The sequence below is a fragment of the Kitasatospora sp. NPDC057692 genome (assembly GCF_042799475.1).
Lineage (GTDB): Bacteria > Actinomycetota > Actinomycetes > Streptomycetales > Streptomycetaceae > Kitasatospora.
This window is the reverse complement of record NZ_JBHVIV010000030.1, coordinates 75,023-94,953: the sequence shown is the minus strand read 5'-3', so window position 1 is coordinate 94,953 and position 19,931 is coordinate 75,023. Positions and strand designations below refer to the sequence as shown.

Below are 19,931 nucleotides of genomic sequence, written 5' to 3'. Positions count from 1 at the left end.
CACCCGCGCGAACACCGGGAACACCCGGTACAGGCCACGCCCCATCCCCGCCCACTGACCACCCTGACCGGAGAACACGAACGCCGACCTGCCCGGGGAGGCCGTGCCCGTGACGATTCCGGGCTTTCCGTCGATCAGCGCGTCCAGGCCGGCCGGGTCCGTCAGCACCGCACGGTGCGGAAACCGGGCCCGCGCGGCCAGGTCCGCGGCCACCTCGGCCGGTGCGACCCCGGGGTGTTCGGCGAGGAACCCGCGCAGCCTGCGGGCCTGGTCGCGCAGGGCCGCGTCCGACTTCGCCGACAGCAGCCACGGCACCGGCACGACGGCCGCCGGCCCGGGCGCGGAAGCGGCCGGATCCGGGGCCGGTTCCTCCAGGATCACGTGCGCGTTGGTACCGCTGATGCCGAACGCCGAGATGCCCGCTCGACGCAGGCGGCCGTTGTCGGGCCAGGGCCGGGCCTCGGTCAGCAGCCGGACGCTCCCGGACTCCCAGTCGACGTGCGAGGTCGGCGCGTCCACGTGAAGGGTCCGCGGCAGTTCACCGTGCCGCATCGCCATGACCATCTTGATCACACCCGCCACACCGGCCGCCGCCTGGGTGTGGCCGATGTTCGACTTCACCGACCCCAGCCACAACGGCTGCACCCGCCCCTGGCCGTAAGTCGCCAGCAGCGCCTGCGCCTCAATGGGGTCACCGAGCGTCGTCCCCGTGCCGTGCGCCTCCACCGCGTCCACCTCGGACGGCTCCAACCCGGCATTGGCGAGGGCCTGACGGATCACCCGCTCCTGCGACGGACCATTCGGCGCGGTCAGCCCGTTCGACGCCCCGTCCTGATTGACCGCCGAACCCCGCACCACCGCCAGCACCCGGTGACCGTTGCGACGGGCGTCCGACAACCGCTCCAGCAGCACCAGCCCCGCGCCCTCACCCCACGCCGTACCATCGGCGGCCTCGGCGAACGCCTTCACCCGCCCATCCGCCGCAAGCCCCCGCTGCCGCGAGAACTCCACGAACCCCGCCGGCGTCGCCATCACCGTCACACCGCCGGCCAACGCCAGCGAGCACTCCCCCGAGCGCAGCGCCTGCGCCGCCAGATGGATCGCCACCAGCGACGACGAACACGCCGTGTCCACCGACACCGCCGGCCCCTCAAGCCCCAACAGGTACGACACCCGCCCGGAGGTCACGCTCGTCGCCGTGCCCGTCGAGAGGTAGCCTTCCAGGTCGGGCGGCTGCGCCCCGGCGCCGTAGCCCGAGGACCAGATGCCGGTGAAGACACCCGTCCGGCTGCCCCGCAGCGACGTCGGATCGATCCCCGCGTCCTCGAACGTCTCCCACACCGTCTCCAGCAGCACCCGCTGCTGCGGATCCATCGCCAACGCCTCACGCGGCGAGATCCCGAAGAAGTCGGCGTCGAAGCCGGTGGCGGAGTCGAGGAAGCCGCCCCACCGGGTGTACGACCTCCCCGGGCCACCGGCCGGGTCGTAGAGACGGCCCACGTCCCATCCGCGGTCCGACGGGAACTCCCCGACCGCGTCCACCCCGCCCGACACCACGTCCCACAACTCCTGGGCCGACCCCACCCCACCCGGATACCGGGCCCCCAGCCCGACCACCACCACCGGATCACCCGACAGCGCAGCACCCACCGGCACGGGCGGGGCAGGGGCCTGGCGCCGGGCGCCGAGCAGGAGGTTCCGCAGGTGGCCGGCCAGCGCGTCGGGGGTCGGGTGGTCGAAGACCATCGTCGCGGGCAGCCGTACCCCGGCGACCGCGGACAGGCGGTTGCGCAGCTCCACCGCGGTGAGCGAATCGAAGCCCAGGTCCTTGAAGGCCCGCTCGGCGCCGACAGCCGCGGTGTCGGTGTGGCCGAGGACCGCGGCCGTCTGGGCGGTGACCAGGTCCAGGACGCGGCTGTGCTGCTCGGTCCCGGACAGGGCCGCCAGTTCCCTGCCCAGGCCCGGCCGGTCCGTGCGCCGGGCGTGCCTCGTCCGGGTGAGGCGGCTGAGCAGCGGGCGGGTGGACGCCGCCGACAGGTCGAGGTGGGCGGGGACCAGCGCGGGATCGGCAGCACCCAGGGCCAGGTCGAACAGTGCCAGCGCCTGGTCCGTGGGCATCGGCAGCACGCCGGCGCGGGCGAGGCGCTTGCGGTCGGTGTCGGTGAGGTGTCCGGTCAGCCCGCTGGCCTCGGCCCAGTGGCCCCAGGCCAGCGACACCCCCGGCAGGCCCTGGGCACGCCGGTACGCGGCGAGGGCGTCCAGGAAGGCGTTCGCGGCGGCGTAGTTCGCCTGGCCCGGGCCGCCCAGCACACCGGCGGCGGACGAGAAGAGCACGAAAGCGCTCAGGCCGAGGTCCTTCGTCAGCTCGTGCAGGTGCCAGGCGGCGTCGGCCTTGGGCCGCAGCACCCGGTCGATCCGGCCGGGCGTGAGGGATTCGACGACGCCGTCGTCGAGCACTCCGGCCGCGTGCACGACCGCGGTCAGCGGATGCTCGGCCGGGATCGCGTCCAGCACGGCCGCCAGCGCGTCCCGGTCGGCCACGTCGCAGGCCACCACCTCGGCGTCGAAGTCGACCTCCGCCGCGGTCCTGCCGAGCAGGAGCAGGTGCCGGATGCCGTGCCGGTCGCGCAGGTGCCGGGCGACGAGGCGGCCCAGTGTTCCGGTGCCTCCGGTGATCAGCACGGTGCCGTTCGGATCGAGCGGGCCGGGTGCCGGGGCCGCTTCGGCCCGTACCAGGCGGGCGGCGCTGGCGGCGCCCTCGCGCACGACGAGCTGCGGTTCGTCCCCCGCGACGAGGACGCGGTCGTCGGTGTCGACGAGCACGAACCGGTCGGGGTGTTCCGCCTGGGCCGCGCGGACCAGGCCCCAGACGACGCTGGACGGCAGGTCGACGGGGTCCGGCCCGACCGCCCCTCGGGTCACCACGGCCAGTCGGCCGTCCCCGTCGCGCAGGAAGTCCTGGAGCACGCCCAGCGTCTCGGCGGCGACGGTGTGCGCGGCCGCCACGGGGTCTCCCACCGGGGGCGTGACGTGGTGGACGGCCGGGGGTTCGCCGGTGCTCTCGACGGGCACCCAGTCGAGGCGGAAGAGCTGGTCGGTCCCGGCGACCGGCATACCCGGCGGCCGGTGGCGCACGCTCAGCGCCTCGATCACCGCCAGTGGGCCGGATTCGTCGGCGAGCGCGACCCGGAAGGTGTCGGGGCCGGTGGGTGTGAGGCGGACCCGGGCCGTGGAGCCGGCCTTCCGCATCGACACCCCGGCGAAGGAGAACGGCAGGCGGCCGGCCGCCAGCAGGGTCAGCGGCTGGAGTGCGGCGTCGAGCAGCGCGGGATGGAGACCGAAGCGGTCGCGGGTGTCGGCGGGCAGCGCCACCTCGGCGTAGAGCTCGTCGCCCTGCCGCCGGATCTCGCGGACGCCCGCGAACACCGGCCCGTACTCGTAGCCCTGGGCGGCGAGGGTGTCGTAGAAGTCGGTCAGGTCGACGGGCTCACCGGCCGGCTGCCAGGGCTCGCCGGTGTCGTACGGGTGGGGGCTGCCGCCGGTCGCCAGCATGCCGGTGGCGTGCCGCAGCCAGGTGCCGCCCGTCCGCGAGTGCACGGCGACGGGGCGTCGGCCCGTCCCGTCCGGCGCGCCGACGACGACCTGGACCGGCACGGAACCGTCGTCCGGCAGGATCACGGGGGCTTCCAGCACCAGTTCGTCCAGAACGTCGCAGCCGGCCTGCCGTCCGGCGTGCAGGGCGAGTTCGACGAACACGGTGCCGGGCAGCAGCACGGAGCCCAGAACGACGTGGTCGGCCAGCCACGGCCGGGTGGCCGTCGATAGCCGCCCCGTGAGCAGGACGCTCTGCTCCCCGGCCAGTTCGACGACGGCCCCGAGCAGCGGGTGCCCGGCCGAGTCCAGTCCCGCCGCCGACACGTCGCCGCCCTTCGCGGCGGCGGGGTTCAGCCAGTACGGCCGGTGCTGGAAGGCGTACGTCGGCAGCGGGACGTGGTGAGGCTCTCCGGGGAGGACCGGCGTCCAGTCGACGGCCACGCCTTGCGTGTGCAGGCGCGCCAGGGCGAGGTGGAACTCCGGCCTGCCTCCGCCGCGGCGCAGAGTGCCGGTCGCGACGCCGTCGATCACCGGCACCAGGACGGGGTGCGGGCTGACCTCCACGAACACGCCGTGCCGGTCCTGTGCAAGAGCCTCGACGGCGAGGTCGAAGCGCACGGGTTCGCGGAGGTTGCGGTACCAGTAATCGGCGTCGAGGGCGGAGGTGTCGATCTCCTCGCCGGTCACCGTGGAGTGGAACGGGATGACCGCCGGGTGCGGCTCGATCCCGGCGAGGTCGGTGAGCAACTGCTCGCGGATCGCCTCGACCTGGGCGGAGTGCGCCGCGTAGTCGACGGGCAGACGGCGGGCGCGGACACCGTCGGCCTCACAGGACGTCAGCAGTTCGTCCAGCGCGTCCAGGTCCCCCGACACGACGACCGAACCGGGGGCGTTGACCACCGCCACCGTCAGCCGGCCCTCCCAGCGGGCCACGAAGGCGGCGGCCCGCTCGTGCCCGAGACCGACCGACACCATCCCGCCCCGACCCGCCAGCGCGACCAGCGCCCTGCTCCGTAACGCCACCACCTTCGCGGCGTCCTCCAACGACAACGCCCCCGCCACGTACGCCGCCGCGATCTCCCCCTGCGAATGCCCGACCACCGCATCCGGCTGCACACCATGCGCACGCCACAGCTCCGCCAGCGCCACCATCACCCCGAACAAGGCGGGCTGCACCACATCCACCCGCTCCAGCGAACCACCCCCCGTCAGCACCTCCACCAACGACCAGTCCGTGAACGGCGCCAACGCCGCGTCACACGCGTCCACCGCCTCCCGGAACACCCGCTCCGAGGCGTACAACTCCCCACCCATCCCCACCCACTGCGCACCCTGCCCCGGAAACACGAACACCGACCGACCCGGCGAACCGGCCACACCCGTGATGACGCGGGGGTCTCCGTCGGCGAGGGCGGCCAGTTCCGCCATGAGGTCGGTCCGGGTGCTGCCCACCAGAGCCGCCCGGTGGGCGAGCATGGTGCGGGTGGTGGCGAGGGCCCGGCCGATCGCGGCCGGCCGGAGTCCGGGGTGGGCGGTGAGGTGGTCCGTGAGCCGTCGGGCCTGGGCGCGGAGGGCGTCGTCCGTCTTGCCGGACAGCAGCCACACGGTGGGCTCCGCGGAGTCGTCCGCGGCGGGTTGTCCGGGGGTTTCCTCCGGGAACTGCTCGATGACGACGTGGGCGTTGGTGCCGCTGGCCCCGAAGGCCGAGATGCCCGCGCGGCGGGGACGCCCCGTCTCCGGCCACGGCCGGGCCTCGGTCAGCAGCCGGATGTCACCGGTGTCCCACTCGACATGCGGCGTGGGCTCCTGGACGTGCAGCGTCGGCGGCAGTTCGCCGTGCCGCATCGCCATGACCATCTTGATCACGCCCGCCACACCGGCCGCGGCCTGCGTGTGCCCGATGTTCGACTTCACCGACCCCAGCCACAACGGCTCCACCCGCCCCTGACCGTAGGTCGCCAGCAGCGCCTGCGCCTCGATCGGGTCGCCGAGCGTCGTCCCCGTACCGTGCGCCTCCACCGCGTCCACCTCGGACGGCTCCAACCCGGCATTCGCCAGCGCCTGCCGGATCACCCGCTCCTGCGACGGACCGTTCGGCGCGGTCAGCCCGTTCGACGCCCCGTCCTGATTGACCGCCGAACCCCGCACCACAGCCAGCACCCGGTGACCGTTGCGACGGGCGTCCGACAACCGCTCCAGCAGCACCAGCCCCGCGCCCTCACCCCACGCCGTACCATCGGCCGTCGACGAGAAGGGCTTGCACCGGCCGTCAGGGGCCAGGGCGCGCTGGCGGGAGAACTCCGTGAACTGCAGGGGGGTCACGCTCACCGTCACCCCGCCGGCCAGGGCGAGTGTGCACTCCCCCGAGCGCAGTGCCTGCGCGGCGAGGTGGATCGCCATCAGTGACGAGGAGCAGGCGGAGTCGACGGACACGGCCTGGCCCTGGAGGCCCAGCAGGTAGGAGACCCGGCCGGAGGTGATGCTCGGCGCGATGCCGGTGGCGAGATAGCCCTCGGTGTCGGGCGGCGCCTGGTCGGGGCTGCCGACGTAGCCGGAGGACCAGATACCGGTGAACACACCGGTCTGACTTCCCCGCAACGACGTCGGATCGATCCCCGCGTCCTCGAACGTCTCCCACGCCGTCTCCAGCAGCACCCGCTGCTGCGGATCCATCGCCAACGCCTCACGTGGCGAGATCCCGAAGAAGTCCGCGTCGAACCCCGCCGCGTCCGCGAGGAAACCACCCGCCCGCGTGTACGACGTCCCCGGATGATCAGCATCCGGATGGAACAACCCCTCGACATCCCACCCCCGATCCCCCGGAAACCCCCCGATCGCATCCACCCCACCCGACACCACACCCCACAACTCCTCCGGCGACCCCACCCCGCCCGGCAACCGGCACCCCATCCCCACGATCACCACCGGATCGGCCGACACCGCGACCCCCACCGGCACCACTGGCACCACCGGCACCACACCCCCGCCCGCACCGGAGAGTTGGGCGGTGAGGTGGTCAGCGAGGTCGGCGGGGGTGGGATGGTCGAAGACCAGGGTCGCGGGCAGCCGCAGGCCGGTGGCGCCGGCGAGGCGGTTGCGCAGTTCGACGGCGGTCAGGGAGTCGAAGCCGAGGTCGCGGAAGGCGAGTCCGGGGGTGATCGCGGCGGCGTCGGAGTGGCCGAGGACGGTGGCGGTGTGGGCGGCGACCAGGGACAGCAGGTCCGACGCGGGGGCCTTCGGCGTCGGCAGGGCCTGCGGCATCGCGAGGTCGGCCGTGGTCAGCGCGGGACGTCCCGAGGCCAGCGCGGTGTCGAACATGGCCAGGGCGCGTTCGGTGCTCATGGGGTGGATGCCCTTGCGGGCGAGGCGCCGGCGGTCGGCCGCGGTGAGGTGGGCGGTCATGCCGCTCTCCTGTGCCCAGTGGCCCCAGGCCATCGACACGGCGGGCAGTCCGAGGGCCTGCCGGTGTGCGGCGAACGCGTCGAGGTAGGAGTTCGCGGCCGCGTAGCCTGCCTGGCCGGCGTTGCCGAGGACACCCGCGGCCGCGGAGAACAGTACGAAGGCGGCGAGGTCGTGCCCACGGGTCAGCTCGTGCAGGTGCCAGGCGCCGTCGACCTTGGGACGCAGTACCCGATCGAGCTGCTCCACGGTCAGCCGTTCCACCACGGTGTCGTCGAGCACGCCGGCCGCGTGGACGACGGCGGTCAGCGGGTGCTCGGCCGGGATCGCGTCCAGTACGGCCGCCAGCGCGTCCCGGTCCGCGACGTCACAGGCCACCACCCGCGTGTCGACATCCCCGTGCGGCCCCGGATTCGGCACCGCGCCGCCGCCGCGGCTGACGAGCAGCAGGTGCCGCACCCCGTAGCGGGACACCAGGTGCCGGGCCACGGCCTGGCCGAGGGTGCCGGTACCGCCGGTGATCAGCACGGTGCCGTCGGGGTCGATCGGCCGGGGGACGGTGAGGACGATCTTGCCGGTGTGGCGGGCCCGGCTCATCAGCCGGAAGGAGGCGACGGCCTGGCGGAGGTCCGCGGCGGTGACCGGCAGCGGCTCCAGCGTCCCGTCGGCGAGCATCGCCACGACCCCGGAGAGGATCTCGCCCTGCCGCGCGGGGTCGACGTCGTTGAGGTCGAAGGCCCGGTAGCTCAGGCCCTCGGGTGAGCGGACGTCCGTCTTGCCCAGTTCGACGAACCGTCCGCCGTCGGCGAGCAGCCGCAGGGAGGCGTCGGTGAGTTCTCCCGCGAGCGAGTTGAGGACGACGTCCATGGGCGGGAACCGGTCGGCGAACCGGGTGTCGCGGGACGAACCGATGTGGTCGTCCGCCAGTCCGAGGCTCCGCAGGGTGTCCCGCTTGGCGGGGCTCGCGGTGGCGAAGACCTCCGCGCCGCTGTTCAGGGCCAACCGGACGGCGGCCATGCCCACACCGCCCGCGCCGGAGTGGACCAGGACCCGGTCGCCGGGGCGCAGTTCGCCGAGGTCGAACAGCCCGTACCAGGCGGTGGTGAACGCGACGGGCACCGAGGCCGCCCCGGTGAAGCTCCAGCCGTCGGGGACCGCCGTCAGGAGCCGGTGGTCGGCGACCGCGCGCGGCCCGAAGGCGCCGGGCATCAGTCCCATGACGCGGTCGCCGGGCCGCCAGGCCGTGACGCCGGGGCCGACCTCGACGACGGTGCCGGCCGCTTCGCCGCCCAGCGGGGGCCGGTCCGGGTACATGCCGAGGGTGATGAGCACGTCGCGGAAGTTCAGGCCGGCCGCGCGGACGGCGACCCGTACCTGTCCGGGTTCCAGCGCGGCCTCCTGCCAGGGCAGCAGGGCCAGGTCGTCCAGTTGGCCGGTGCCGGACTCGCTGAGCCGGTACGCGCCGTCGGGGGCGGTCAGTTCCGGCGCGTACCCGGCCTGCCGCGGCACGAGGACGCCGTCCCGGCGCAGGGCCAGTTCGGGTTCGTCGCCCGCTGTCGTGGCGGCCCGGACCGCTTCCTCCTCGGACGCCTCGCCCAGGTCGACCAGGACGAACCGGCCGGGGTGCTCGGCGGCGGCGCTGCGGACCAGGCCGCGCACGGCCGCGCCGGCCACGCCGCGGGTCAGGACGGCCAGGCGTGCGGCCGCCCGCTCCGGCCGCTCCGGCTGCTCCGGCTGCTCGGCCAGGAAGTCCTGGACGAGCGCGCGGGCCCGCTGGACGAGGGCGTGCACGGAGTCCGCGTCGGCTTCCGCGGTGAGGACCGGGCTCGGCACCACCTGGACCGGCGGGCTCGCGGTGAGGGGCGTCCACCGGGTGCGCAGCACCGCGGCCCGGGCCCCGGCGGCCGGACGGACGGTCAGCGCGGTGATGTCCGCGACCGGGTTGCCGGACAGGTCGGTCAGCGTCGCGCGATAGGTGTCCGTGCCCGTGCGGACCAGGTGGACCCGGGCGGACGACACACCGGTGGTGTGCACGGCGACGCCGGAGAAGGAGAACGGCAGCCGGACCCGGGTGTCGGGGCCGAGCAGGATCAGCGGCTGGAGGGCGGCGTCCAGGAGCGCGGGGTGGAGGCCGAAGCCGGCGCCGTCGGGGACGGACACCTCGGCGTACAGGTCGTCCTCGCCCCGCCACAGCTCCCGCACGCCCCGGAACGCGGGTCCGTACTGGTACCCGAGTCCGGCGAGGTAGGCGTAGAACCCTTCGGGGTCCACGGGTTCGGCGTTCCCCGCGGGCCGGTCGGAGCGACCGGGCGCCACCCGGCCGCCGAGGGTTCCGGACGCGTGGCGGACCCAGCCGTCGCCGCCCCTGGAGTACACGGTGACCGGACGGCGGCCCGCGTCGTCCGGCGCGCCGGCCGAGACCTGGATGTCCGTGGGCGTGTCCGAGAGCACGAGGGGCAGGTGGAGAACGAGGTCGTCGAGGGTCCCGCCGGCCAGAGTGGCGAGTTCGAGGAAGGCGGTGCCCGGCAGCAGGACCGTGCCGTCGACGGCGTGGTCGGCCAGCCAGGGGTGGGTGCGGGTGGAGACGCGGCCGCTGTGCACGGTGGTCCCGTCGGGCAGTTCGACCGCGGTGCCCACCAGCGGGTGCCCGGTGCCGTGGTCGCCGGCCGCGGGGGTGAGCCAGTAGGTGCTGCGCTGGAAGGCGTAGCCCGGCAGCCTGACGCCGCACGGGCGGTCGTGCGGCCAGGTCACGGCGACGCCCTGGACGTGGAGACGGGCCAGGGCGGTGTGGAACTCCCCGACGGCGCCGTGGTCGCGGCGCAGGGTGCCGGTCGCCACGCCGTCCAGGTCCTGCACCAGCACCGGGTGCGGGCTGACTTCCACGAACACCTCGTGACCGTCGGCGGTGAGCCGGGCGGTGGCCAGGTCGAACCGTACGGGTTCGCGGAGGTTGCGGTACCAGTAGCCGGCGTCGAGGGCAGAGGTGTCGAGCGGCTCGCCGGTCACCGTGGAGTAGAACGGGACCGCCGCCGCGTGGGGCCTGAGGTCGGCCAGTTCGGTGAGCAGCTGCTCGCGGATCGCCTCGACCTGCGCCGAGTGCGCCGCGTAGTCGACGGGGATGGCGCGGGCGCGGATGCCGTCCTTGGCGCAGGCTGCCAGCAGTTCGTCCAGGGCCCCGGGTTCGCCGGACACCACGACGGTCGAGGCGGAGTTCACCACCGCGACGGTGATCCTCTCGCCCCAGGGACTCAGGTAGTCGGCGGCGTCGTCCGCGGCCAGTACGACCGAGACCATGCCGCCGTGTCCGGCCAGGGCGACCAGGGCCCTGCTGCGCAGGGCGACGGCCTTGGCGGCGTCGTCCAGGGACAACGCGCCGGCCACGTACGCCGCCGCGATCTCGCCCTGCGAATGCCCGACGACGGCATCCGGCTCCACACCGTGCGCACGCCACACTGCGGCCAGCGCCACCATCACGGCGAACAGGGCGGGCTGCACCACATCCACCCGCTCCAGCGAACCACCGCCCGTCAGCACCTCCACCAACGACCAGTCCGTGAACGGCGCCAACGCCGCGTCACACGCGTCGACCACCTCCCGGAACACCGGCTCCGAGGCGTACAACTCCCCGCCCATCCCCACCCACTGCGCGCCCTGCCCCGGGAACACGAACACCGACCGACCCAGCGGACGGGCGTTCCCGGTGACCAGACCCGGCGCCGTGCCGCCCTCCGCCAGGGCGTCCAGGGCCGCGGCGGCGCCCACCACCACGGCCCGGTGCTCGAACGCGGTGCGGGCGGCCAGAGCGCCCCCGACCGCCGCCGAACCCACCTCGGGATGAACGGCGGTGAAGGCGCCCAGCCGGCGCGCCTGCTCCCGCAACGCCGCCCCGGACCTGGCCGACAGCGGCCAGAGGACCCGGTCGTCCGCGCGGCCCCGGGGAGCGGGTGCGGCGGTGTCGGCCTCGGCGGGCTGTTCGAGGATGCTCTGCTCGATAATGACGTGGGCGTTGGTGCCGCTGATGCCGAAGGCGGAGACGGCGGCCCGCCGCGGCCGCCCGGTCCCGGGCCAGGCGACCGGTTCGGTGAGCAGGCGGACCGCGCCGGAGGCCCAGTCGACATGCGGCGTGGGCGCGTCCACGTGGAGGGTTCGCGGCAGTTCGCCGTGCCGCAGCGCCATGACCATCTTGATCACACCGGCCATACCGGCCGCCGCCTGGGTGTGGCCGATGTTCGACTTCACCGACCCCAGCCACAACGGCTCCACCCGGTCCCGGCCATAGGTCGCCAGCAGTGCCTGCGCCTCGATGGGATCGCCGAGCGTGGTGCCCGTGCCGTGGGCCTCCACCGCGTCCACCTCGGACGGCTCCAACCCGGCATTGGCGAGGGCCTGACGGATCACCCGCTCCTGCGACGGACCGTTCGGCGCGGTCAGACCGTTGGAGGCGCCGTCCTGGTTGGTGGCGGAGCCCCGGACGACCGCCAGCACCTCGTGGCCGTTGCGGCGGGCGTCGGACAGGCGTTCCAGCAGCAGCAGGCCGGCGCCCTCGGCCCAGCCGGCCCCGTCGGCCGCGGCGGCGAAGGGCTTGCAGCGGCCGTCGGGCGCGCTCGCCCCCTGCCGGGACATCTCGGTGAACAGCGTGGGCGCCGCGTTGACGGTGACGCCGCCGACCAGGGCGAAGGAGCATTCTCCCGAGCGCAGCGCCTGGGCGCCCAGGTGCAGGGCCACCAGGGACGAGGAGCAGCCGGTGTCCAGGGACAGTGCCGGGCCGAGCAGGCCCAGCTGGTACGCCAGCCGGCCGGACCCCACGCTCGACGCGGTGCCGGTGACCTGGTAGCCCTCCAGGTCGTCGGGGACCGGCCCGGCGGCGTAGCCGGTGGACCAGATGCCGGTGAACACGCCGGTGGGTGTGCCCTCCAGCGTGGTCGGGTCGATACCGGCGTACTCGACGGCCTCCCACGCGGTCTCCAGCAGGATGCGCTGCTGCGGGTCCATGGCGAGCGCCTCGCGGGGCGATATCCCGAAGAACGCCGCGTCGAAGTCGCCGGCGGCGTCGAGGAAGCCGCCCCGGGACGTGCTCGACGTGCGGGGGCGGCTTCCCGTCGGGTCGTAGAGGCGGTCGAGGTCCCATCCCCGGTCGGCCGGGAAGTCGCCGATCGCGTCCACGCCGTCCGCGACCAGCCGCCACAAGTCCTCGGGGGTGGCGACGCCTCCGGGGTAGCGGCAGCCCATGCCGATGACCGCGATCGGCTCGTCGGTCGCGGCCGGGGCCGGGGCCCGCGGCGCGTCCTGCTCGCCGGACGCGCCGGACAGGTGGGCGGCCAGCCGGGCCGGGGTGGGGTGGTCGAAGACGAGGGTGGCGGGCAGGTTCACCCCGAGCGCGGCGGTCAGGCGGTTGCGCAGTTCCACCGCGGTCAGGGAGTCGAAGCCCAGGTCCTTGAACGCCTGCCGGGGGTCGAGCCGCTCGGGGGTGGCGTGTCCCAGCACCCCGGCGGCGTGGGTGGTGATCAGCTCCAGCAGGTCGGTGCCGCCGGCGGGGGGCGCCGGCCGGGGGGCCTGCGGCCGGCCGTGGGCGTCGGGCAGGTCCCGCAGCAGCCGGCTCGGCCGCGCGTGGGTGTAGGCGCGGGCGAACTGCGCCCAGTCGGCCTCGGTGACGACCGCGAGGGCCTCGTCGTGGTCGAGGACGTCCTGCAGCGCGTCGAGTGCCCGATCCGGGTCCAGTTCGCCGAGGCCGAGCAGGGCGCGCTGGCGCTGCACGGACTCCAGGGCCGCCATGCCGCCTTCGGCCCAGATGCCCCACGCGACGGAGGTCGTGGCGCGGCCCCGGGCGCGGTGCTGGGCGGCCAGGGCGTCGAGGAAGGCGTTGCCGGCGGCGTAGGCCGCGCCGTGGCCGTCGCCCCACACGCCCGCGGTGGAGGAGAACAGGACGAAGGCGTCGAGGTCCGGCAGGAGTTCCGCCAGGTTCGCCGCCCCGGCGACCTTGGCCGCGACGACCTCGGCGAACTCCGCCGGCGTCGTGTCGGCCAGCCTGGTCGCCCTGATCACGCCGGCGGTGTGGAAGACCGCGCGGACGTCGCCGACGCGCTCGACGAGGTCCCGCAGGGCGCCCCGGTCGGCCACGTCGCACGCCGCCACCGTCACCCGCGCCCCGGCCGCCTCCAGTTCGGCACGCAGGCCGGCCGCGCCGGGTGCGTCGGGGCCGCGGCGGGAGGCCAGCACGAGGTGCTCCGCGCCCTGCCGCGCGAGGCGGCGGGCCAGGTGTCCGCCGAGCGCGCCGGTGCCTCCGGTGACCAGCACCGTGCCCCGGGGCCGCCAGGACCGCGCGGCCGGGCCCGAGGCGGCCTTGCGGCGCAGCCGCTTGGCGAAGCGCCGGGTGCCGCGGATCGCCACCTGGTCCTCGCCCGGGTCGGCGAGCGCGACGAGCAGCGCGTTCACGCTCTCCTCGTCGGGCACGGCGGGAAGGTCGACCAGGCCGCCCCAGCCGTGCGGGAACTCCAGCGCCGCGGACGCGCCGGTGCCCCACGCCAGGGCCTGGGCCGGGCCGGTGACCGGGTCGGTGCCCGAGGTGCTCACGGCGCCGCTTGTCGCACACCACAGCGGGACGGCCGCCGTCCTCACCGGGGCCAGGCTGCGCGCCGGGTCCGGGGTCCGCGCCGGGTCCGGGGTCCTCGCCGGGTCCAGGGTTCGGACCAGGTCCAGGGTGCGGACCAGGCCCGCCGGGAGCACCGGGTGGTCGGGGTGCGGCTCCTCGTCCAGCGCCAGCAGCGACAGCACACCGTCCGGCCCGGGCCGGGCGCCCCCGGTGTCGGCGGCGTCCCAGGTGTCGGCCACCGCGAAGCCCCGTTCGCGCAGGGCCTCGGCCCACGGGTGCCCGGCCTCGGCCAGGACGAGCCAGCGAGCCGGGTCCACCGGGGCCTCGGTACCGCTCACCGGCGCCCAGGCCACCTCGTACCGCCGGTCGTCACGGGGCACCGGCGGGGTCGCGGTCACCCAGTAGGGCTCGCGCTGGAACGCGTACGTGGGCAGGTCCGCCCCGGGTGCGGTGCGGGGCAGGAGCGGCGTCCAGTCGACGTCGGCTCCGGCGGCGTAGAGGCGTCCCGCCGCGGCGAAGAACTCGGTGAGCCCGCCGTGGTCGCGGCGCAGGGTGCCGGTGGCGGCGACATCCAGCGCGGGCACCAGCACCGGGTGCGGGCTGACCTCCAGGAACAGCTCGTGGCCGTCGGCGGTGAGCCGGGCGGTGGCCAGGTCGAACCGTACGGGTTCGCGGAGGTTGCGGTACCAGTAGCCGGCGTCGAGGGCCGAGGTGTCGAGCGGCTCGCCGGTGACCGTGGAGTAGAACGGGACCGCCGCGGCGTCGGGCGTGATGTCGGCCAGTTCGGTGAGCAGGTGCTCGCGGATCGCCTCGACCTGCGCGGAGTGGGCGGCGTAGTTGACGGGCAGCCGGCGGGCGCGGATGCCGTCGGCCTCGCAGGCGGCCAGCAGGTCGTCCAGCACGTCGGGGCCGCCGGACACCACGACCGCCGCGGGTCCGTTCACCACCGCGGTGGTCAGCCGCTCGCCCCAGCGGGCCAGGTAGCCGGCCGCCTGGTCGACGGACAGCGCGAGGGACACCATGCCGCCCCGGTCGGCGATGGCGGCCAGCGCCCCGGACCGCACCGCCACGACCTTGGCGGCGTCCCGCAGCGACAGCGCTCCGGCGACGTACGCGGCGGCGATCTCCGCCTGGGAGTGGCCGACCACGGCGTCCGGCCGCACGCCGTAGGACCGCCACAGGTCGGCCAGCGCCACCATGACGGCGAACAGGGCCGGCTGCACCACGTCGACGCGGTCCAGCGAGCCGTGGCGCAGTTCGTCGACCAGCGACCAGTCGGTGTACGGGGCCAGGGCGGCGGCGCAGGCGTCGATGCCGGCCCGGAAGACCTCGGACTGCTCGTACAGGTCACGGCCCATGCCCGCCCACTGCGCCCCCTGTCCGGGGAAGACGAACACGGTCCCGCCGGTACGGGCCGGAAGCCCCGGAAGGCCCGGCAGGCCCGACGGGAGCGCGGCCAGGCCGGACAGCAGGTCGTCCCGGTCGGCGCCGACCACCGCGGCCCGGCGCTCGAACCGGGTACGGGCGGCCAGAGCGCGGCTGATCGCGGCGGCCGGGACGTCGGGGTGGGCGGTCGCGTACGCGTGCAGCCGCTCGGCCTGGGCGCGCAGCGCGGCGTCGGTCTTCGCGGACAGCAGCCAGGCGGTGGGGGCGGCCCGGCCGGCGGGTTCGGGACGGTGGCCGGGGCCCGGCTCGGGGGGCTGCTCGATGATCAGGTGGGCGTTGGTGCCGCTGATGCCGAACGCCGAGATGCCGGCGCGGCGCGGGTGCCCGTGCTCCGGCCACGGCCGGGCCCCGGTCAGCAGCCGGACGCCGCCGGAGGCCCAGTCGACGTGCGGCGTGGGCGCGTCCACGTGCAGGGTTCGCGGCAGTTCGCCGTGCCGCAGCGCCATGACCATCTTGATCAGGCCCGCGACGCCGGCGGCGGCCTGGGTGTGGCCGATGTTGGACTTCACCGACCCCAGCCACAACGGCTCCACCCGTTCCCGGCCGTAGGCGGCCAGCAGGGCGTGGGCCTCGATGGGGTCGCCGAGGGTGGTACCGGTGCCGTGCGCCTCCACCGCGTCCACCTCGGACGGCTCCAACCCGGCATTGGCGAGGGCCTGACGGATCACCCGCTCCTGCGACGGACCGTTCGGCGCGGTCAGTCCGTTGGACGCGCCGTCCTGGTTGACCGCGCTTCCCGCGACGACCGCCAGCACCCGGTGGCCGTGGCGGCGGGCGTCGGAGAAACGTTCCAGCAGCACCAGGCCTGCGCCCTCGGCCCAGCTGGTGCCGTCGGCCGCAGCGGCGAAGGGCTTGCAGCGGCCGTCCGCCGCGAGGCCGTGCTGGCGGGAGAACTCGGTGAAGCCCAGCGGCGTCGCCATGATCGTGACACCTCCGGCGAGCGCCAGCGAGCACTCGCCCGCGCGCAGGGCCTGGGCGGCCAGGTGGACGGCGACCAGGGACGACGAGCAGGCGGTGTCCACGGACAGCGCCGGACCGCGCAGCCCGAGGTGGTAGGCGACCCGGCCGGACGTGACGCTGGTCGCGACGCCGGTGAACAGGTAGCCCTCCAGGTCCTCCGGCAGGCCCGGCCCGGTCGCGTAGCCGGACGACCAGACGCCGGTGAACACGCCGGTGTGGCTGCCGCGCAGCGAGGCCGGGTCGATCCCGGCGTGCTCGAAGGTCTCCCAGGCCGTCTCCAGCACGAGCCGCTGCTGCGGGTCCATGGCGAGCGCCTCGCGCGGCGAGATGCCGAAGAACGGGGCGTCGAAGCCGGCCACCGCCTCCAGGAACCCGCCCCGGGTGGTGTACGTGGTGCCCGCGCCGCGCAGGTCCGGGTCGTACAGGCCGCCCAGGTCCCAGCCGCGGTCGGTCGGGAAGTCGCCGATCGCGTCCACGCCCTCCGCGACGATCCGCCACAGGTCGTCCGGCGAGGCCACCCCGCCGGGGAAGCGGCAGCCCATCCCCACGATGACGACCGGGTCGTCGTGGGCGGCCCGGGCGACGGCCGGGGCGGCGGGGGCCGACCGGTCACCGGGACCGGTGCGCAGCCAGTCGATCAGCTCCGCGGGCGTCGGGTGGTCGAAGACGAGACCGGAGGGGAGGCGCCGGTCCAGGGCGCCCGCCAGGCGGTTGCGCAGTTCGAGCCCGGTGACCGAGTCGAAGCCGAGCTCCTTGAAGGTGAGCGCGGGATCGATGTCCACGGGGTTCTCGTGGCCCAGCACGAGCGCGATCTGCGCGGTGACCACGGCGGCCGCGTCGGTCGGGTCGCCCGGCTCGGGTTCGCCTGTGTCCAGGGCGTCCGGGTCCGTGCCGCCTGCCCCGGTGTCGCGGCTCTCCGGACCGGCCGGGGTCTGTGCGCCCTGCCCGGCCGTCGCTTCGGGCAGCCAGTACGAACGGCGTTGGAAGGCGTACGTGGGCAGGTCGACCGGCGCGGCCCCGGCGACGGCCGGGGACCAGTCGACCGGCACGCCGGCCACGAACAGCCGGGACAGCGCGGTCAGGAAGGCCTCCGGCCCGCCCCGGTCACGGCCCAGCGTGCCGGTGGCGACGCCGGGCACGCCGGTCCGCTCGCGGGCCTGTTCCAGGCTCTGTTCGAGGGCGGGCAGCAGCACCGGGTGCGGGCTGACCTCGACCACGACGCCGTGCCCGTCCGCCAGCAGTGCGGCGGTGGCCAGGTCGAAGCGGACCGGCTCGCGCAGGTTGCGGTACCAGTAGCCGGCGTCGAGCTCCGTGGTGTCGTCGAGCAGGCCGCCGGTGACCGCGGAGTAGTAGGGAACGGTGCCCCGCCGCGGCCGCACCCCGCCCAGTTCGGTGTGCAGCCGCTCGCGGATCGCCTCGACGTGCGCGGAGTGGGAGGCGTAGTCCACCGGGACGACGCGGGCGCGGATGCCGTCCGCTTCACAGGACTCCACCAGTTCGGACAGGGCCTGCGTGTCACCCGACACCACGACCGAGCCGGTGGCGTTGACCACGGCGACCGTCAGCGCGCCGCCCCAGCGCGCCACGTGCTCCTCGGCCCGCTCGGCGGACAGGGCCACCGACACCATGCCGCCCCGGCCGGTCAGCGCCACCAGCGCGCGGCTGCGCAGTGCCACGATCCGGGCCGCGTCGGACAGCGGCAGCGCGCCCGCGACGCAGGCCGCGGCGATCTCGCCCTGCGAGTGCCCGACCACCGCGTCGGGCTCGACACCGAAGGAGCGCCACAGTGCCGCCAGGGACACCATCACCGCGAACAGGGCGGGCTGCACGACGTCCACGCGGTCGAGCGGGGCGCCGTCCAGGACATCGGCCAGGGACCAGTCGGTGTACGGGGCCAAGGCCTGGGCGCACTCGTCCATGGCGGCCCGGAAGACGGGGTACGCGTCGTACAGCTCCCGGCCCATGCCGACCCACTGCGCGCCCTGGCCGGGGAACACGAAGACGGTACGGCCCGGGGTGCCGGCCCGGCCGGTGGCGATCTGGGCGGAGTCGAGCAGGACCGCGCGGTGCGCGAAGCGGGTCCTGGTGGTGGCCAGCGCGTGCGCGACCTCGGCGCCGGTCAGGTCCGGGTGGCTGCGCACGTGTGCGTGCAGGCGCTCGATCTGCGCTCGGAGCGCCGGCTTGGTCCGCGCCGTGACGATCCACGGCGCCGGCCGGGCCTCGGGGGCGGGCCGCCGGGCCGGGGGCGCGGCGGCATCAGGCGCCTGCTCGACGATCACGTGCGCGTTGGTGCCGCCCATGCCGAACGAGGACACGCCGGCGAGCAGCGGCGCGTCCGGCCGCGGCCAGGGGGTCAGCGCGGTCTGGACCCGCAGCGCCAGGGCGTCGAGGGGGATGCCGGGGTTGGGGGTTTCGTGGTTCAGGCTCGGCGGCAGTGCGCGGTGGTGCACGCTGAGGACGGCCTTGAGCAGGCCGACGATGCCCGCGGCGCCTTCCAGGTGGCCGACGTTCGTCTTGGCGGATCCGACCCGCAGGGCACCGTCGACGTCGACGTCGACGGACTCGGCCGGATCGCGGTAGGCCGCCGCGAGGGCGGCGGCCTCGACGGGGTCGCCGACCGCGGTGCCGGTGCCGTGCAGCTCCACGTACTGCACATCCGCGGGACGCACGCCGGCGCGGGCCAGTGCCTCGCGGATGACCTGTTCCTGGGCCTGCGTGCTGGGCACGGTCAGGCCCCGGGTGGCGCCGTCGTTGTTGACCGCGCTGCCCCGGATGACACCGTAGACGCGGTCCCCGTCGGCCAGGGCCCGGTCCAGCGGTTTCAGGACGAGGAAGGCGCCGCCCTCGCCGCGGACGAAGCCGTTGGCCCGGGCGTCGAAGGTGAAGCAGCGGTCGTCCGGGGACAGGCCGCCGAACTCCACCGCTCCCTCCTCACGGGCGGCGGTCAGGTTGAGGTTCACCCCGCCGGCCAGGGCGAGCGCCGATTCTCCGCGCCGCAGGCTCTCGACCGCCAGATGCACCGCGACCAGCGCCGACGACTGGGCCGTGTCGACCGTCATGCTCGGTCCGCGTACACCGAGGAAGTGCGAGACGCGGTTGGCGATGACGCCCCGGCTGGTGCCGGTCAGCGTGTGCGGCGTGATGTGACCGGGGTAGGCCAGGGACGTGTAGTCCTCCCACATCGCGCCGACGAACACCCCCGTCGGGCCGTCCGTCAGCGTGCCCGGCACGATCCGGGCGTCCTCCAGGGCCTCCCAGGCGAGTTCGAGCATGAGCCGCTGCTGCGGGTCCATGCCGGCGGCCTCGCGGGGGGACACACCGAAGAACGCCGCGTCGAAGCCGTCCACCCGCTCCAGGTAGCCGCCGCGCCGTACGCCCTGCCGGCCCGCGGGCGGCGCGGTGATCGCGTCGGCCCCGTCGCACAGCAGCCGCCAGAACGCCTCCGGATCCGGGGCTTTCGGCAGCCTGCCCGCCATTCCGATGACAGCGACACGGTCAGCGTCCGAATCCAAGGGGAAGCGCATCAATCGACACCTCGTGAGCCGGGGAACGAAGGAAGGCAGGGTGTTTCCGTAGCAGTCCCGGTGGTGCGGCTCCGACCGCGCGAACGGCCGGATCGTCGAGCGCGCGGGCAGCCCGGCGCCCCGGTGGTATCCGAACCCGGACTCGACCGCGCTTCGGGCGCCTGGATCAGTGGAGCGGTCCTCGAAAAGGCGACAGCGTTGGCGACGCTCTCCGAGGAGGATGCACTGGTGCGCTGGGCAGAGGGGCAGCCGAGGCGATGATCGTCCCGCCGCGCAAATGAGCATGGCAGCAACATCACGCCATCGCCATAGGGCCTACGAAGGCTGTCTCAAACGATGCACATCACGCCGTCATATGCCTTCACCCCTGCGGCAGGGCCGGGTTCACGCACCGTCGACGCCACCGGTGCAACGCCCTA

The 19,931-nt window shown here is 75.0% G+C and carries 1 protein-coding gene; it reads right to left on the bottom strand.

Annotated features, from left to right (window positions below; translation table 11 throughout):
* On the bottom strand, window positions 1–19,512 hold a 19,512-nt coding region (locus ACFVFS_RS19020; RefSeq protein WP_380625538.1), incomplete at its 3' end, for an SDR family NAD(P)-dependent oxidoreductase.
* Window positions 19,513–19,931: the final 419 nt, after the last annotated feature.